This is a genomic window from Thermococcus sp. 5-4, assembly GCF_002197185.1.
Lineage (GTDB): Archaea > Methanobacteriota_B > Thermococci > Thermococcales > Thermococcaceae > Thermococcus > Thermococcus radiotolerans.
In genome coordinates this window covers 135,518-150,870 of record NZ_CP021848.1, presented here as the reverse complement: position 1 = coordinate 150,870, position 15,353 = coordinate 135,518, and the positions used below count along the sequence as shown (strand labels likewise).

The window sequence follows — 15,353 nt, the reverse complement described above, 5'->3', positions numbered from 1 at the left end:
AGCCCTTCAGAGACCCTCTTTAGAGACGCTCGTTAGAGACACTCTTCAGAGATGCTCATTAGAGACTCATTGCCCCCAGGAGCTCCCCGGTGTCGAGGTTGACTATCCGCACCTCCCTCTTCCTGGTGTCGAGCAGGGCGACGCTCTTCACTCCCGTAACGTAGCCGCAGACCTCGCCGGGGTTGACGAGTATGGTCCTGCCCTCCTCGCGTATCTCGTAGCGATGGGTGTGGCCGACTATGACAACGTCGTATAGCCTGCTCCTGGCAAGCGCACGGACGATGCGCTCGTCGGTACCGTGGGTTACGGCTATCTTCATGCCGTCGGCCTCGATTTCCAGTATCTCGTCGTAGATGCCCAGTGCCTCGTAGAGGCCTTTCCTTTCGCCGTCGTTGTTGCCGAAAACGCCCTTGAGAGGCGCCTTGAGCTTCTTGAGTTCCCTAGCAACGAATGGGGCAACGTAATCACCCGCATGAATAACCAGCTCAACGTTCCTCCCGTTGAACAGCTCGACCGCCTTTGCAATGGCGGGCAGGTTATCGTGGGTATCGCTCATTATCCCTATCAGCATGCCCTCACCCATGAGGATTACACCCTCAAGGCTTATAGGATTAACCGTGAAAATATGTGAAAACTCCCAGATTTTTTCATAGAAAATCCGGGCAAAAAAACAATAGCAAAATTAATAGGTCTCTGGGAGGATGGGTATATTCGAGAGGGTGATGTCATGTTCACCGGTAGAGCCGTCATAGCGGTTAAAATCCTCCGTCCTCTGGGCGACTGGAGCGCCGGCGACGTCGTTCTCCTTGAGGACTGGAAGGCAAAGGAACTCTGGGAGGCCAAGATAGTCGAGGTTATCGATGAGACCGACAAGGTCATAGGAGAGATAGACCGCGCGATAGCGGAGGAGCGTGAGAACGAGCCCCTGATGCCCCTGCCCGCCGGACTGTACGAGAGGGCCGAGTTCTACATGTATTACCTGGAGAACTACGTGAGGATGAACGCCGGAGAGGGGATAGAGACCATAAACGTCAAACTGACCAAGCTCGCAAACCTGAAGAAGAAGCTGGAGCACCTGAAGACGATACGCTTCAACAAAATCCTGAAGGCGGTTATGCTGAGGCCCAACAGCCTGGAACTCCTCTCAAGACTCTCGCCGGAGGAGAGGAGGATATACCTCCAGCTTTCCAGAATCAGAAACGAGTGGCTGGGTGAGGAGTGATGGACAGGGAGGACATGATAGAAAGGTACGCACGCTTTCTGAGGGAGTACGTGGACGACAGCGGAAACGAGGTCTACCTGAACAAGCTCAAGGATTTGCTCACGGTTACCCCAAAGCGCTCACTGGCAATAGACTGGACGCACCTCAACTCCTTCGATCCGGAGCTTGCTGGAGAGCTCCTTGAAAACCCCGAGGAGAGCATACTCGCCGCGGAGGATGCCATTCAAATAGTTCTCCGCGAGCCGCCCCTCCTCAAGGAGGAGGAGTTCAAGGTTCATGCGAGGTTCTACAACCTTCCGAGGACTCTCCTCGTCAAGGAACTCGGGAGCGAGCACATAAACAGGCTCATTCAGGTGGAGGGTATAATCACGCGCGTGAGCGAGGTGAAGCCCTTCGTCGAGAAAGCCGTCTTCGTCTGCAAGGACTGCGGCAACGAAATGGTTCGCCTCCAGAGGCCCTACGAGAACATAGTCAAGCCGAGCAAGTGCGATGCCTGCGGTTCCAGAAACGTTGACCTCGACGTCGAGAAGAGCCGCTTCATAAACTTCCAGAGCTTCCGCCTCCAGGACAGGCCCGAGAGCCTCAAAGGCGGCCAGATGCCGCGCTTCGTTGATGCGATACTCCTCGACGACCTGGTGGATACCGCCCTGCCGGGCGATAGAATCCTCGCCACCGGAATCCTCAGGGTCATTCTGGAGCAGAAGGACAAGAGGCCAATATTCAAGAAGGTTCTGGAAGTAAACCACATAGAGCAGCTCAGTAAGGAGATTGAGGAGCTGGAGATTTCACCGGAGGACGAGCAGAAGATACGCGAGCTGGCCAAGAGGAAGGACATCGTCGATGCCATCGTTGACTCCATAGCTCCCGCCATATGGGGCCACAAGACGGTTAAGAAGGGCATAGCCCTGGCACTCTTCGGCGGTGTACAGAGAACTCTCCCGGACGGAACGAAGCTTCGCGGTGAGAGCCACGTTCTGCTCGTTGGAGACCCTGGAGTGGCCAAATCCCAAATTCTCCGCTACGTTGCCAACCTGGCACCGAGGGCGATTTACACGAGCGGTAAGAGCTCAAGTGCAGCCGGTTTGACGGCCGCAGCGGTTCGCGACGAGTTCACAGGTTCGTGGGTTCTTGAGGCCGGTGTTCTTGTCTTAGCGGACGGGGGATTCGCGTTAATCGACGAGTTCGACAAGATGAGCGACAGGGACAGGAGCGCGATACACGAGGCACTCGAGCAGCAGACCATCAGCATCTCCAAGGCGGGTATAACCGCAACCCTGAACGCGAGGACAACGGTTATAGCGGCAGCTAATCCGAAATACGGCCGTTTCAACCGCCACAAGTCCCTCCCGGAGCAGCTTGACCTTCCACCGACCCTGCTCAGCCGTTTCGACCTCATCTTCCTGCTCCTCGACGAACCGGACGAGAAGGTCGACTCATCGATAGCCGAGCACATTCTCAAGGTGCGCCGCGGCGAGGCGGAAGCCGTTACGCCCAAGATACCATACGAGCTGCTCAAGAAGTACATAGCCTACGCGAGAAAGAACGTCCATCCCGTTCTGAGCAGGGAGGCGATGGAGGAGATAAAGCGCTACTACGTCAGGATGAGGAAGGGCTTTAAGAGGCCGGGTGAGGACGACGGCGTGCAGCCGATTCCCATAACCGCGAGGCAGCTCGAGGCCCTGATAAGGCTCAGCGAGGCCCACGCCAGGATGCGCCTCAGTGAAACCGTCACCAGGGAGGACGCGAGGGCGGCGATAGCGATAATCGAGGACATGATAAGGAAGATAGCCGTTGACGAGGAGGGGACGCTGGACGTCTCGATACTGGAGGTCGGCAAGAGCTCCAAGAAGATAAACAAGATCGACAGGATGGTTGACATCATAAAGAGCCTGGAGAGCGAGGGAGAGTTCGGAGCCCCGGAGGACAGGATACTCGAGGCGGCAAAGCAGGCCGGTCTCGGCTCGGAGAACGAGATAAAGAAGCTCATCAACGACCTCAAGCGCGACGCCAGGATATACGAGCCACGCGCGGGCTTCTACCGCGTCCTCTGATTCCCACCCTTTCCCCACGCCAAAAGGTTATAAACGTCTCCCGGTAGTTAAGATGGAGGTGAGGAAAGTGAGCGAGAAGAAGGTTGACTTTTACGATTTCGAGGGTCTGCTCGATAAGGCTTACGAGGAGCTTCCCGAGAACGTCAAGCATCACACTTCCCGTTTCGAGGTTCCGGCCGCGGTCGTCACGATAGCTGGAAACAGAACTATAATCGAGAACTTCGTGGACATAGCCGAGGCTATGAACCGCGACCCGAACCACCTGCTCAAGTTCATTCTGCGCGAGGTGGCAACGGCTGGAACGCTTGAGGGAAGGCGCGTCGTCCTGCAGGGACGCTTCACACCGTACCTGATAGGCAACAAGATGAAGAAGTACCTCAAGGACTACGTCATCTGTCCGGTCTGTGGAAGTCCGGATACGAAGATTATCAAGCGCGGACGCTTCCACTTCCTCAAGTGTGAGGCCTGCGGTGCCGAAACGCCTATTCAGCACCTTTGAATTCCCTTTTCTTTCCGGGGTTTGACGGTCGATAAAAACTCTTTTAAACTTTACAAACTACAAGTAGGCGACACTCTCAGCAGTCAGGGGGAGTTCTCATGAGCATGGAAGAGAAGGTTAACGACCTGTATGAGAGAAAAAGGAAGATTCTTGAGATGGGCGGCGAAAAGGCCGTCGAAAAACAGCACGCTAAGGGGAAGCTAACCGCACGCGAGAGGATTGAGAAGCTCCTCGACCCCGGAAGCTTCGTGGAAATCGGCATGTTCGTCAGGCACCGCGGAACCGAGTTCGGCATGGACAAGAAGGAGCTGCCCGCGGACGGCGTCATCACCGGCTACGGTACCATCGATGGAAGGCTCGTCTTCGTTTTTGCCCAGGATTTCACCGTCATGGGCGGTTCCCTCGGTGAGATGCACGCGGCCAAGATAAAGCGCGTAATGGAGCTGGCACTCGAGGCTGGAGCGCCTGTGATAGGCCTCAACGACTCCGGCGGTGCCAGAATCCAGGAGGGTGTTGACTCGCTCAAGGGCTACGGCGAGATTTTCAAGATGAACACCATTCTCAGCGGTGTCGTTCCGCAGATAACCGCGATAATGGGACCCTGCGCCGGCGGAGCCGTCTACAGCCCGGCGATAGGAGACTTCATCCTCATGGTGGACAACCCGGCGAGCTTCATGTTCATCACCGGCCCGCAGGTTGTCAAGGCCGTGACGGGTGTGGAGGTCACGCCGACCCAGCTCGGTGGAGCCATGGTTCACGCCCAGCGCGCCGGACAGGCCCACCTGGTCGGTAAGAGCGACGAGGAGGTTCTGGCGCTCATAAGGCGCCTCGTGAGCTACCTGCCCTCCAACAACATGGAGAAGCCGCCGCGCGTCAAGACTAACGACCTGCCCTTCAGGAAGACCGAGAGCCTCTACTCCATAGTCCCGGACGACCCGAACAAGGGCTACGACGTGAGGCAGGTAATCTACGAGATAGTTGACAGGGACGAGAACGGCAACCCGGACTTCCTCGAAATCCTTCCCTACTTCGCCCCGAACGCGGTCGTTGGATTCGGAAGGATGAACGGCCAGACCGTCGGTATAGTTGCCAACAACCCGATACACTTCGCCGGCGTTCTCGACATAGACAGCTCCGACAAGATTGCCAGGTTTGTTAGAACCTGCGACGCCTTCAACATCCCGATAGTCACCCTCGTTGACGTTCCGGGCTACCTCCCGGGAACCCAGCAGGAGTACGGTGGAATCATAAGGCACGGTGCAAAGGTCCTCTACGCCTACTCCGAGGCAACCGTTCCGCTGGTCACGATAATCCTCAGGAAGGCCTACGGCGGTGCCTACCTCGCCATGGGAAGCAAGCACCTTGGAGCTGACTTCGTCTTCGCCTGGCCCACGGCGGAGATAGCGGTCATGGGTCCGGAGGGAGCCGCCAACATCATCTTCAGGAAGGAGATAGCTCAAGCCGAGAACCCGGAGGAGGTTCGCCAGCAGAAGATACAGGAGTACAGGGAGCGCTTCGCCAACCCGTACGTTGCAGCGGCGAGGGGCTACATAGACGACGTCATAGACCCTGCCGAGACGAGGGCAAAGATAATACTCGCTCTCGAGGCCATGGAGAGCAAGCGCGTTAAGCTGCCGCCGAAGAAGCACGGCAACATACCGCTGTGAGGTGTTAGCATGGTTGTGATGAGCGAGTTCATGGAGGGCCTGAACCTGACGGTGCTGGGTGTCACAATAGTCTTCATGGTGCTCAGCATCCTGGCGGTCGTTCTCTACGCGGTTGGCTGGACCGAGAGAAGGCTGGTGGAGCGGGAAAAGCCAGCCCCCGCTCCGGTTCCACCCTCAAAGGTCGAGGCCAAGGAGGAAAAGCCGACTATACCCCCGAGGGACCTCGCGGTCATAACGGCCGCGGTTCTCGCGTACACCGCCGAGAAGGCTTCACAGCTCAGGCCGCTGCCGTTCAAGAGGAAAGTTTCAGACGCCTGGCGCCTCTACGGCGTCCAGTCGAGCATGGAGGAAGTTGAGGACTTCAACTACGAACTTGGGAAGTGGTGAAGATGGCGAAGGTCAAGGTCATCGTGGATGGTGTTGAGTACGAGGTTGAGGTTGAGGATCTCGGAATGGGCCGCTTTAAGGTTGCCTTTGAGGACAAGGAGTACACCGTTGAGGCGAAGGGCCTGGGAATCGATATGAGCGCCCTGAGCGCCAGTGCTGCCCCTGCAACCGCCACTCCTGCGCCCGCACCTGTTGCTGCTCCGGCTCCAGCCCCGGTTGCTCCGGCGGCGCCAACTCCCGCCCCGGCCGGGGAGGGTGCAGTTACAGCCCCAATGCCAGGCAAGATTCTAAGAATACTAGTCAAGGAAGGCGATGAAGTCAAAACCGGCCAAGGACTCTTAATCCTCGAAGCAATGAAAATGGAGAACGAAATTCCCGCACCAAAGGATGGAGTAGTAAAGAAAATCCTCGTAAAAGAAGGCGACACCGTCGACACCGGACAAACACTAATAGAACTAGGGTGAAGGGCCATGGTTGGACTCGTGGAATCGATAATAACGTTCTTCCAGGGCATGGGACTGATGAACCTCACGGCGGGCAACGTGATAATGATAATAGTCGGCCTCACGCTGGTCTACCTGGCCATAAGATACGAGATGGAACCGCTCCTGCTGCTCCCGATAGGTATCAGCGCGGTGCTGGTGAACATACCCCTCGGCCACCTGGCCAACTGGCCCATAGCCCCGAACCTTCCGGAGCATATAGCGGACAACATATTCGCAACCCTCAGCTACCTCAACCAGCAGTACGGCCCGCCCGGAATCTTTGATATCATCTATTACACCCTTATAAGGACGGAAATCGTCCCGCTCCTGATATTCTTCGGTCTGGGAGCGATGACGGACTTCGGTCCGATGATAGCCGACCCGAAGACGGCACTCATGGGTGCGGCGGCGCAGATAGGTGTGTTCATAGCGATGCTCACCGCTCTGGCGCTCGGTTTCAACCTCCACCAGGCGGCGAGCATAGGCATCATAGGCGGCGCCGACGGGCCGACGACGATATACCTCACCACGAAGCTTGCACCGGAGATACTCGGAGCGACGGCGGTAGCTGCATACAGCTACATGAGTCTGGTCCCGCTGATTCAGCCACCGATCATAAGGGCCCTCACGAGCAAGGAGGAGAGGCGCATAAGGATGGAGCAGCTCAGGCCGGTGTCAAAGAGGGAGAAGATAATCTTCCCGATAATCAGCATGATCGTCATCGGCCTCCTCGTTCCCAGCGCCGCCCCGCTCGTTGGAATGCTCATGATAGGCAACCTGTTCAGGGAGAGCGGCGTCGTCGAGAGGCTCAGCAAAGCTGCCCAGGAGGAGCTAATGAACATCGTCACCATATTCCTCGGCCTGGGCGTCGGTTCGACCATGAGGGCCGACAGCTTCCTCACCCAGGAGACCCTGATGATACTCGGTCTCGGAATAGTCGCCTTCGCCAGCGCCACCGCCGGCGGCGTGCTCTTCGGAAAGCTCATGATGAAGCTCTCCGGAGGAAGAATAAACCCGATGATAGGCGCCGCGGGAGTTTCGGCGGTCCCGATGTCGGCGCGCGTCGTTCAGAGGATGGCCAGCGAGGAGGACCCAGGAAACTTCATCCTCATGCACGCGATGGGTCCGAACGTCGCCGGAGTCATAGGAACCGCGGTGGCCGCTGGAGTTTTCCTGGCGGTTCTCGGGTGACTTCCCACCTTTTTGTCAATTTTTGAATGAAAAGCTTAAAATAGGAGAAGAGCGCTTTAGGTTAAAGCGGTGGTGAAGGAAATGCGTGTGAAGACTTTAATGACTCCAGACCCAGTGGCGATAGAGCTTCCGGCAACGAGGGAGTACGCCCTCAGCCTCTTCAGGAAGCACAAAGTAAGGTCATTCCCCGTCATCAACAAGAACACGAAGGCCCTCGTCGGAATAATAAGCATAAAGCGTGTTCTGCTCCACCCCGATGAGGAGCAGCTCGCAATGCTCGTTAAGAGGGACGTTCCCACCGTCAAACCAAACGATGACCTGAAGAAGGCCGTTAGGGCCATGCTCGAGATGGATTACAGGCGCGTGGTTGTGGTTGACGATGAGAACAAGGTTCTGGGAATTCTCACGGTTGGGGATATCGTGAGGCGCTACCTGGCGAAGAACGAGAAGCTGAAGAACGTTACCATCGAGAGGTACTACCAGAAAAACGTCGGCGTCGTCTGGCACGGGACGCCTCTCAAAGCCGCCCTCAAGGCGCTCCTCCTGTGCAACGCGATGGCAATCCCGGTCATCGACGACGAGGGCAACCTCGTGGGCATGGTTGACGAGACAGACCTCCTGAAGGACAGCGAGGTCATAAGGGTCATGAAGCAGACGGCACTGGCCGCCTCCAGCGAGGAGGACTGGATACTCGAAAGCAACCCGACGCTCCTCTTCGAGAAGGCCGAGCTCCAGCTCCCCAAGAAGCCCGTCTCGGAGATAATGAACCGCGAGCTCGTCGTTGCAACGCCCCACATGAGCATTTACGACGTCGCCCAGAAGATGGTTCAGTACCACATCGAGCAGCTGCCCGTCATCAAGGGAGAGGGAGAGCTCGTCGGCATCGTCAGGGACATGGACATCATAAAGGTCATCCTAAACAAATGAGCCCGCAAGGGCTTAAGGTATTCCCCTTTTCTTACGGGTGATATTCGTGAGGGAGGTAAGGCTGTCTCTCTTTGGTTTTGGAAACGTCGGCAGGGCCCTCGCGCGGGTTCTGATTGAGAAGGGTTCCATCTTCCGCGAGAGGTACGGTCTGGAGTTCAAGGTCGTGAGCATAGCGGACACCAGCGCCGTCGTCTGGCTTCCCGAGGGGGTAGACCTCAGGGAGGCGCTCATGGTAAAGGAGAACTTTGGAAGACTCTCCTCATGGACGAACGACTACGAGGTTTACAGTTTCACACCCGAGGAAGCGGTCAGGGAAATCGACGCAGATGTCGTTATAGACGTCACTAACGACAAAAACGCCCACACCTGGCACCTGGCGGCGCTGAAGGACGGGAAAGCCGTCGTCACGAGCAACAAACCGCCCCTGGCGTTCCACTACGCCGAGCTGATGAGGGAGGCGGAAATGAGAGACCTCCCATACCTCTTTGAGGCCACCGTGATGGCGGGAACACCGATAATAACCCTCCTCCGCGATGGGCTGAAGGGCGACACGGTGGAGAGGATCGAGGCGGTTCTAAACGCCACCACGACCTTCATTCTAAGCCGGATGGAGTCCGGGCTGGATTTTGAGGGGGCACTTAAGGAAGCCCAGGAGCTCGGGATAGCCGAGCGCGACCCCAGCGGGGATGTACTGGGTATAGACGCCGGATACAAGGCAACGATACTCCACTGCCTGGCCTTCCATCCAGTGACATTCAACGACGCTCATGTTAAGGGCATAGCGGAGGTAACCCCAGAGGACGTGAATAGAGCCATGGAGCGCGGAAGGACCCTGAGGCTGGTAGCGACGGTGGAGGATGGAAAGGTTAGGGTGGAGCCCAGGGAGGTGCCCCTCGACGGTCCCCTCGCCGTTGAAAGCCACGAGAACGCCGCGGTTATAAAGACAGACCTGCTCGATGAGCTGGTCATCAAAGGGGCAGGGGCGGGGCTGAAGGAGACGGCGAGCGGCGTGGTGAGCGACATTATAAAGGCAGCACTGAATCTCTGACCCAAACTTTTTTAATCCGCGTGCAAGCCCTAGCTCAGGTGAAACCATGGAGCACGTGATAGCGCTCCACCAGGTCTACGCGGAGCTGATATTCCGCGGACTGAAAACGGTAGAGCTGAGGAAAGCCAGGGCGTTCAGCGAGGGAGACACCGTTTTCCTCTACGTGGCGAGGGGAAACCCCTACGAGCTGAGGGACACGCTGAGAAGGCTCGGCCTCCACGAGGAGCAGACGCTGACGCAGAGGGGAACGATAGCCGGCGGCTTCGAGGTGGGTGAGGTAATAAAGGCCGACCTCGATACGCTCTGGGAGATGACAAAGGAAACCAGCGGTTTGGCCCTGGTTCACGGGGAGAACGGGAAGCGCTGGCTGGGCGAGTACATCAGGGAGTACGGTTACGCATTCACGATAGAGAAACCGTTCCTTTTCAAGGAGCCCATGAGCAGGGAGGAGATGAGGGAGCGCTATGGAGTTCACGTCGAGGGCATAATCCATCTCTCGAGAAAAACTAGAAAGCCCTGGGTGAGGGCTCTAATAGAGGACCTCTTGGCGCGGGAGGCCGTGTATCTCTAATCGTCTTTTTCCTCGCCTTCTTCCGGCTCAACGATTACGTAGGGGCCGAGACTGAGGCTCTCGATTTCCTCCTGCGTCAGGAGTCTGCTCTTCACTTTCTCGCCGATGAGGGCGCTGTTGCCGAGGGGGTCCATAATCCGCACTGTGAGCGGTTTTTTGCCCTCCTTGACCTCCTCGATGTACTGGAGTATTTCGTCGGCCTTTTTGGCGGCCTCCTCGTCGCCCTCGCCCTGCCGGAAGTGCTTGGCCATTACCAGCGTTTCTCTAACGCGTTCAAGGATTCCCTCGACGTTGGTGACGAAGCCCTCAGCGGCAGGCCCGGGCTCTATCTTGACGCCGATTTCCTCCAGCTCTATCGTTCCACTCTTACTCCTGACGACGCGGGTGAAGAGGTCCTTTTCCTCCTCAACCTTTACGCTGTAGAGCTTCGGAGGCCTGTCCTCCAGTATCATGACGTCGGCGTTTCTGTAGCCGCACTTCTCGCAGATTATCGTGCTCTCCATGACCTTCCCGAAGTAAGGAATGTCGTGAACGTACTGAAGGGCCTTGAGCGTGCCCTTACCGCCGCATATTGGACAGTCTCCCAGCCGGATTTCCTGAATCTCTCCTTCCCTCTCGGTCATCTCTCACCACCGAAGAATAGACTCAATTAACCCTTTATAAAATCGTAGGATAGAAAAAGAAAGCCGTCACTTGGTTATCCTGATGTCCGCCGGAACGAGAATCAGCTTTATCTCGTGCTTGCAGATTTTAGCGGCCTGTCCGCCAAGGGCGCTGACCATTCCCTTTATCTGCTCGGCAACCTTCTCAAGAACCTCCGGCTTGACCTCAAGCGGGGTGAGGTCGACCAGGATTATGTTGCCGTTCTGGAGCTCCTCGGAGATTCTCTCGAGGTCGGCATAGCTGGTAACGACGATCTTCTTGAGGTACCTGACCTGGGGCTTGACTATCTCCTTAGCAAGAACATCCTCCTCGAGAGGAATGACATCGATGTCACGCCTAGGAGCAACCTCCTTTTTAATCGCCGCGGGCGGCTTCTTCTTGGCCTTTTCGTCCTTCTTTTTGAGGCTGTCAAACAATCCCATAACTGTTCCCCCCAGTTAATCGTAAGGCTGGATTAATTTGGGCATTGGTGTTTATATCTCTTTCTGAAAACCCCCCAACCCCTCCTCTTCACGCAGCCGGAACAGCCCGAAGACGCTGAGGAGGAAGGTGGCAACTGCGAAAGCCAGGGGTACGTAGGTGTAGAAGTCCCACCCCCAGGTGAAGGAGGCGTTGTAGATGAGCCAGACGCCGAGGGTAATCGAAAAGAGCGCAAGCGTCAGGTAGAGCTCCTTCTTGGAGCCTCCAGCAACGGCTAGCCTGAGGAACTGGAGCAGGAAAAGCACCAGCACCGCGATGGCTATGACGTCAACGAAAAGGGAAGCCCCCATATCAACCACCCGGAAGGTGAAAAGAAAAGGTTCACCCGGCCTTGACGGCCTCAAGAACCTTCTCCCTGATCTCTGCGGCCTTCTTCAGGGCGAGGTCAACCGCGTACATGACCTCCTCCAGCTTGAAGCTGCCGCCCTCGCTCTTCTGGACCGAGGAAATCATGCCGTTCTCGTCGGTGGTTATCGTTATCCTGCCGTCCATGACGCGCTCCTCGTCGAGGTTCGGGTCGGCCAGCAGGTTGCCGCCTATCTTGGCTATGGTCACCGGGATTGGCACCCTGCTCACCGGAAGCGGCTCGTACTCGTCGAGGACCTGAACCTCGTCCTTCTCCTCGTCGTAGACGACCTTCGGGATCTTCGTGCTCAGCAGGGCAGCTATGGCACCTATTCCACTGGCATCGAGGAGGTTTCCGTCGTAGTCGAGGACGTGGACGTCGATGAAGACGACGCGGACGAGCTTGCCGGGGACTATGACGAGCTTCTCAAGCTCCACCGCCTGGCTCTCTCTTATGCCCCTGTCCACGACACGCGCCAGCTCGATGGCGTTCTCGTCGGGCGGCCCCGGCTCGAAGCTCGGGGAAGCGAGCGGCACGAGCTCGACGTTAGTCGTTATGACTCCCTTCTCCGGGAGGTCGGGGAAGGGCTCACCCATGTCCACCTTTATGCCGACGAGAACCTGGGTGTTGCCGAGCCTCACCCAAGCTGAGCCTTCCGCCTTCTCGATGACGTTGACCCTGACCTCAAGGTCGCGATAATCCTCAAGACCGCGGCCGTCTATGCGCCTGCCCTCCTTGAGGAGGCTCAGGATGTGGTCGCGCATTATGCTGGCCATCACTTCCATCTCACTCACCTCCACCGACCTCCTCGGCTATCTTGAGATACTTGACCTTCAGCGCCTCGCGCTGCTTCTGGTAGACCGCCTTGGCACCCTTGATGGCGAGCCTCACGGCCTCGACGAACTCATCCTTGGTGAGGTAGCCGTCCATCTGGAGCAGCGTTATGTCGTTCTTGAGGGGCATTATGGCAACTGGAACGTCGGCCTCGCCGTAGTTGTCCTCGTCCTTGTTGAGGTCGAGGACTATCTCGCCCTCTATCTTACCGGCGGCGCAGGCGGCGACCAGGTCCCTCATGGGCACACCCGCATCCGCCAGGGCGAGTGACGCTGCCGTTATTCCGGCGACCCTCGTTCCCGCGTCGGCCTGAAGGACCTCGATGAATACGTCTATGGACGTTCTCGGGAACATCTCGAGTATGAGTGCCGGCTCAAGAGCGCCCCTTATGACCTTGCTTATCTCGACGCTCCTCCTGTCCGGACCGGGCTTCTTGCGCTCCTCCACGCTGAAGGGCGCCATGTTGTACCTCACGCGGAGTATGGCCCTGTCCGGTCTCTGGAGGTGCTTGGGGTGAATCTCCCTCGGACCGTAAACGGCAGCGAGAACCTTGTTCTTGCCCCACTCAACGTAGGCAGAACCGTCGGCGTTCTTCAGCACGCCAACTTCCATCTTTATAGGCCTGAGTTCGTACTTCTTTCTCCCGTCTATTCTCTTCCCGTTCTCATCTATGAGCTTTAAACCCTCTGGCTTGCCCATCATTCTCCTTCACCCTCTCCAGCATTTGGCTCTTCAATCTGGGGTATCTCCTCAACGACTCCCTGCTCCTTGAGCTCCTGGAGTCTCGTCATGAGAAGTTCCTTGACCCTGTCGGTCAGTCCCTGGGTGTGGCTCTCCCTGTTCACCTTGAGTATCGCCTCGATCGCGAGCTTCTCCATCTCTTCCTTCTTGCCGCTGACCCAGACCCAGCCGTTCTGGCCGACTATTATCCTCGTCCCGGTCAGCTTCTTGATGAGGTTTATCATCGAACCGCCCTTACCGATGAGCCTCGGCACCTTGGAGGGCGTTATCTTCACTATCTGCCCTCCCCTGAGCGGACCGCCCTTGAAGGGCATGCCCCTCGTGGTCAGGTCTATCTGGTTTATCTCGTTGTACGCCTTTATCCTGGCGTAGATTATGTCGCCGATGTCGAATATCTTCCTCAGGTCGGTCTTCAGTATGTCTATGCGCTCCTCAGTGGCGTCCTGAACGCGCAGGTTGGCCTCGTAGGGTGCCCCTATGTCAACGCTCCAGTTGGAGAACCTGACGTCGGTTATCTTGCCGAGAACGTTGTCGCCCACCTCTGGGATGTACGGTCCCTCGAGTGGTATCACCCTTATGGCGTCTCCCCTGATCTCAACCAGTCCAACGACCGTCGAATATATCCTGTTGCCTTCTCTGAACGTTCCTCTTCCGCTCTTAAACGGTCCCTGGGCAAGCAGAGTCCCAGGAACCACCAGTTCCCTATTCTTTACAAAAATCCGTCTCATAGTCCCTTCCTCTCTATAAGTTTAGTTACCGCATTGCCCTTCGTGAGGGCGTTAAGCTTCTCATAAAACTCGTCCTCAATTCCCCCAGGAATCTCGATGAGGAACAGCCACGAACCGTCGCTGGCCCACTCCTCGCGCTTTATCGTTCCGAACTTCCTTACCTCCCCGTAGGCCTTGCCGACGTAGTCACCGGGTATCTTGACGGCTATGACCTTCAGCTCCATCTTTATCGGGAGAAGCGGCCTTATCGCCTTGATGACTCCGGGAACCTGTGCCTCGGCGTCCTTGAAGAGGTCAATGTGGACTCCAGCTTCTTCCATCGCCCTGAGGATTCTATCAACTGGGTGCGGGTAGCCGGTCCTCGGGTCGACGGCGTGCCTGTGGATCACGGTCGCTATGTAGCGCCTCTTGTCCTCGAGCATCTGCCTCCTCTGCTCCGCCGTCAGCTGAACCTCCCCCTTGCGGAGGATTATCTTCGCCACCTCGTAGGGGTCACTGGTGCCGAATATCTTCTCCATCTCGTGCTCGCTGGCCTTGTCGCCCTTGTGGGCGTCCTTGAAAACGTAGGGAGTGGCGAGGATCTCCTCAACGGGGACGTCCTTGCCCTCCTTGAAGTCCCTCGCCAGGTAGGGGTCAACGAGTATCTCGAAGGTCTCGCCGTGCGTCTTCAGACGGGCGATGACGGCTTTATCAACACTTATGGGCATCGCCCGTCACCTCAGTAGTTGCTGTCCAGCTCGGAGTAGTCCTCTTCCTTCTCCTCAACTTCCTCTTCCTTGACCTCTTCGAGGATTTCATCGAGGTACTTGGCAACGTCTTCCTTGCCGAGCTTCTTCCAGCGCTTGTCCTCCATCGTTATGTACGCGACCTCTATGCTGTCCGGACTCGGCTCCTCAAGGGTCTTCGCGAGGGCCATTATGGCGAGCTTTACCGCTCCCTCCATGTCTATGTCGTCGGTGTAGTGCTCCTCGAAGATGGCCATGGCGGTGTTCCTGCCGCTGCCTATCGCGACGGCCTTCCACTCGAAGTAGGCCCCGCTCGGGTCGGTCTCGTAGAGCTCCGGCTTGTCGTTGACGCCCGCCATTAGAAGGGCCGCACCGAAGGGCCTCACACCGCCGTACTGGGTGTGAGCCTGCTTGAGGTCGCAAATCTTCTTCACCAGAACGGTGAGCGGAACAGGTTCGCCGTAGGTGAGCCTGTAAACCTGGGCCTCAAGCCTGGCCCTGTCAACGAGGACTCTCGCATCGGCTATTATGCCGCTCGGAGCGGCGGCTATATGGTCGTCGATCTGGAAAATCTTCTCGTAGCTGCTCGGCTCGATGAGCTTGCTGGTTATCCTCTTCTCAACGGCGAGAACGACGCCTTCCTTCCACTTAACACCGACGGCGGTTGCTCCCCTCTTAACGGCCTCCCGTGCGTAGTTTACCTGGAAGAGCCTTCCGTCAGGGCTGAAAACAGTAATGGCCCTGTCGTAACCTGCCTGTGGTGGTACAAACGCCATTTTACATCACCT

Annotated in this window: 19 protein-coding genes; 10 read left to right on the top strand and 9 right to left on the bottom strand. The window is 57.1% G+C overall.

What is annotated here, in order from left to right; all coding sequences use genetic code 11:
- Nucleotides 1-58 precede the first annotated feature (58 nt).
- Nucleotides 59-571, bottom strand: a complete 513-nt coding sequence (locus CDI07_RS00875) for a metallophosphoesterase (RefSeq protein ID WP_088179818.1) — start codon at nucleotides 569-571, stop codon at nucleotides 59-61.
- Between the two features lie 156 nt (nucleotides 572-727).
- Between CDI07_RS00875 and CDI07_RS00870 the strand changes: the two genes are divergently transcribed.
- From CDI07_RS00870 to CDI07_RS00825, 10 genes are all read left to right on the top strand, one after another.
- Nucleotides 728-1,222 carry a hypothetical protein gene (locus CDI07_RS00870; protein ID WP_088179817.1) on the top strand — a complete coding sequence of 165 codons (495 nt, stop codon included), beginning with the start codon at nucleotides 728-730 and terminating at the stop codon, nucleotides 1,220-1,222.
- On the top strand, nucleotides 1,222-3,273 hold the full coding sequence (gene mcm / locus CDI07_RS00865) for a minichromosome maintenance protein MCM (RefSeq protein WP_088179816.1): 2,052 nt from the start codon (nucleotides 1,222-1,224) through the stop codon (nucleotides 3,271-3,273). The genes CDI07_RS00870 and mcm overlap by 1 nt, the downstream gene beginning before the upstream one ends.
- 52 nt (nucleotides 3,274-3,325) lie before the next feature.
- On the top strand, nucleotides 3,326-3,772 hold the full coding sequence (locus CDI07_RS00860) for a translation initiation factor IF-2 subunit beta (RefSeq protein ID WP_088179815.1): 447 nt from the start codon (nucleotides 3,326-3,328) through the stop codon (nucleotides 3,770-3,772).
- A 98-nt stretch (nucleotides 3,773-3,870) separates the two neighbouring features.
- Entirely contained in the window at nucleotides 3,871-5,439 is a 1,569-nt protein-coding gene (locus tag CDI07_RS00855) for a carboxyl transferase domain-containing protein (RefSeq protein ID WP_088179814.1), read from the top strand.
- Between the two features lie 18 nt (nucleotides 5,440-5,457).
- Nucleotides 5,458-5,826, top strand: a complete 369-nt coding sequence (locus CDI07_RS00850) for an OadG family protein (RefSeq protein WP_088181517.1) — start codon at nucleotides 5,458-5,460, stop codon at nucleotides 5,824-5,826.
- 2 nt (nucleotides 5,827-5,828) lie between these two features.
- On the top strand, nucleotides 5,829-6,290 hold the full coding sequence (locus tag CDI07_RS00845) for an acetyl-CoA carboxylase biotin carboxyl carrier protein subunit (protein WP_088179813.1): 462 nt from the start codon (nucleotides 5,829-5,831) through the stop codon (nucleotides 6,288-6,290).
- 6 nt (nucleotides 6,291-6,296) lie between these two features.
- Nucleotides 6,297-7,502 carry a sodium ion-translocating decarboxylase subunit beta gene (locus tag CDI07_RS00840; RefSeq protein WP_088179812.1) on the top strand — a complete coding sequence of 402 codons (1,206 nt, stop codon included), beginning with the start codon at nucleotides 6,297-6,299 and terminating at the stop codon, nucleotides 7,500-7,502.
- An 81-nt stretch (nucleotides 7,503-7,583) separates the two neighbouring features.
- On the top strand, nucleotides 7,584-8,429 hold the full coding sequence (locus CDI07_RS00835; protein ID WP_088179811.1) for a CBS domain-containing protein: 846 nt from the start codon (nucleotides 7,584-7,586) through the stop codon (nucleotides 8,427-8,429).
- Nucleotides 8,430-8,475: 46 nt separating this feature from the next.
- Nucleotides 8,476-9,477 carry a homoserine dehydrogenase gene (locus CDI07_RS00830; RefSeq protein WP_088179810.1) on the top strand — a complete coding sequence of 334 codons (1,002 nt, stop codon included), beginning with the start codon at nucleotides 8,476-8,478 and terminating at the stop codon, nucleotides 9,475-9,477.
- Between the two features lie 46 nt (nucleotides 9,478-9,523).
- Nucleotides 9,524-10,048 (top strand): ASCH domain-containing protein, encoded by a 525-nt coding sequence (locus CDI07_RS00825; protein ID WP_088179809.1) that lies wholly within the window; start codon nucleotides 9,524-9,526, stop codon nucleotides 10,046-10,048.
- Here the strand turns inward: CDI07_RS00825 and CDI07_RS00820 are convergent.
- The 8 genes from CDI07_RS00820 to psmA form a co-directional block, all read right to left on the bottom strand.
- Entirely contained in the window at nucleotides 10,045-10,671 is a 627-nt protein-coding gene (locus CDI07_RS00820; RefSeq protein WP_088179808.1) for a ZPR1 zinc finger domain-containing protein, read from the bottom strand. The genes CDI07_RS00825 and CDI07_RS00820 overlap by 4 nt on opposite strands.
- A 66-nt stretch (nucleotides 10,672-10,737) precedes the next feature.
- The gene (locus tag CDI07_RS00815) at nucleotides 10,738-11,133 is read right to left on the bottom strand and encodes a cell division protein SepF (protein WP_088179807.1); all 396 of its coding nucleotides are present in this window, start codon (nucleotides 11,131-11,133) and stop codon (nucleotides 10,738-10,740) included.
- Between the two features lie 51 nt (nucleotides 11,134-11,184).
- Nucleotides 11,185-11,481, bottom strand: a complete 297-nt coding sequence (locus tag CDI07_RS00810; RefSeq protein ID WP_088179806.1) for a hypothetical protein — start codon at nucleotides 11,479-11,481, stop codon at nucleotides 11,185-11,187.
- 31 nt (nucleotides 11,482-11,512) lie between these two features.
- Complete coding sequence (gene rrp42, locus CDI07_RS00805; RefSeq protein ID WP_088179805.1) at nucleotides 11,513-12,322, bottom strand: exosome complex protein Rrp42; 810 nt, start codon at nucleotides 12,320-12,322, stop codon at nucleotides 11,513-11,515.
- 1 nt (nucleotide 12,323) lies between these two features.
- Nucleotides 12,324-13,073, bottom strand: a complete 750-nt coding sequence (rrp41, locus tag CDI07_RS00800; protein WP_088179804.1) for an exosome complex exonuclease Rrp41 — start codon at nucleotides 13,071-13,073, stop codon at nucleotides 12,324-12,326.
- A complete protein-coding gene (gene rrp4, locus CDI07_RS00795) occupies nucleotides 13,070-13,840 on the bottom strand; it encodes an exosome complex RNA-binding protein Rrp4 (protein ID WP_088179803.1) in 771 nt (256 codons plus the stop codon). The genes rrp41 and rrp4 overlap by 4 nt, the downstream gene beginning before the upstream one ends.
- A complete protein-coding gene (locus tag CDI07_RS00790) occupies nucleotides 13,837-14,547 on the bottom strand; it encodes a ribosome assembly factor SBDS (RefSeq protein WP_088179802.1) in 711 nt (236 codons plus the stop codon). Before CDI07_RS00790 ends, rrp4 begins: the two co-directional genes overlap by 4 nt.
- Before the next feature lie 11 nt (nucleotides 14,548-14,558).
- The gene (gene psmA / locus CDI07_RS00785; RefSeq protein ID WP_088179801.1) at nucleotides 14,559-15,341 is read right to left on the bottom strand and encodes an archaeal proteasome endopeptidase complex subunit alpha; all 783 of its coding nucleotides are present in this window, start codon (nucleotides 15,339-15,341) and stop codon (nucleotides 14,559-14,561) included.
- Nucleotides 15,342-15,353: the final 12 nt, after the last annotated feature.

Excerpts from the sequence above, each read along its gene's own strand:
- CDI07_RS00825 (WP_088179809.1), top strand. The coding sequence starts at position 9,524 with ATGGAGCACGTGATAGCGCTCCACCAGGTCTACGCGGAGCTGATATTC.
- CDI07_RS00860 (WP_088179815.1), top strand. The coding sequence starts at position 3,326 with ATGGAGGTGAGGAAAGTGAGCGAGAAGAAGGTTGACTTTTACGATTTC.
- rrp42 (WP_088179805.1), bottom strand. The coding sequence starts at position 12,322 with ATGGAAGTGATGGCCAGCATAATGCGCGACCACATCCTGAGCCTCCTC.
- CDI07_RS00875 (WP_088179818.1), bottom strand. The coding sequence starts at position 571 with ATGCTGATAGGGATAATGAGCGATACCCACGATAACCTGCCCGCCATT.
- CDI07_RS00790 (WP_088179802.1), bottom strand. The coding sequence starts at position 14,547 with ATGCCCATAAGTGTTGATAAAGCCGTCATCGCCCGTCTGAAGACGCAC.
- psmA (WP_088179801.1), bottom strand. The coding sequence starts at position 15,341 with ATGGCGTTTGTACCACCACAGGCAGGTTACGACAGGGCCATTACTGTT.
- CDI07_RS00815 (WP_088179807.1), bottom strand. The coding sequence starts at position 11,133 with ATGGGATTGTTTGACAGCCTCAAAAAGAAGGACGAAAAGGCCAAGAAG.
- CDI07_RS00835 (WP_088179811.1), top strand. The coding sequence starts at position 7,584 with ATGCGTGTGAAGACTTTAATGACTCCAGACCCAGTGGCGATAGAGCTT.
- CDI07_RS00850 (WP_088181517.1), top strand. The coding sequence starts at position 5,458 with ATGAGCGAGTTCATGGAGGGCCTGAACCTGACGGTGCTGGGTGTCACA.
- rrp4 (WP_088179803.1), bottom strand. The coding sequence starts at position 13,840 with ATGAGACGGATTTTTGTAAAGAATAGGGAACTGGTGGTTCCTGGGACT.
- CDI07_RS00820 (WP_088179808.1), bottom strand. The coding sequence starts at position 10,671 with ATGACCGAGAGGGAAGGAGAGATTCAGGAAATCCGGCTGGGAGACTGT.
- mcm (WP_088179816.1), top strand. The coding sequence starts at position 1,222 with ATGGACAGGGAGGACATGATAGAAAGGTACGCACGCTTTCTGAGGGAG.
- CDI07_RS00870 (WP_088179817.1), top strand. The coding sequence starts at position 728 with ATGTTCACCGGTAGAGCCGTCATAGCGGTTAAAATCCTCCGTCCTCTG.
- rrp41 (WP_088179804.1), bottom strand. The coding sequence starts at position 13,073 with ATGATGGGCAAGCCAGAGGGTTTAAAGCTCATAGATGAGAACGGGAAG.
- CDI07_RS00810 (WP_088179806.1), bottom strand. The coding sequence starts at position 11,481 with ATGGGGGCTTCCCTTTTCGTTGACGTCATAGCCATCGCGGTGCTGGTG.
- CDI07_RS00845 (WP_088179813.1), top strand. The coding sequence starts at position 5,829 with ATGGCGAAGGTCAAGGTCATCGTGGATGGTGTTGAGTACGAGGTTGAG.
- CDI07_RS00840 (WP_088179812.1), top strand. The coding sequence starts at position 6,297 with ATGGTTGGACTCGTGGAATCGATAATAACGTTCTTCCAGGGCATGGGA.
- CDI07_RS00855 (WP_088179814.1), top strand. The coding sequence starts at position 3,871 with ATGAGCATGGAAGAGAAGGTTAACGACCTGTATGAGAGAAAAAGGAAG.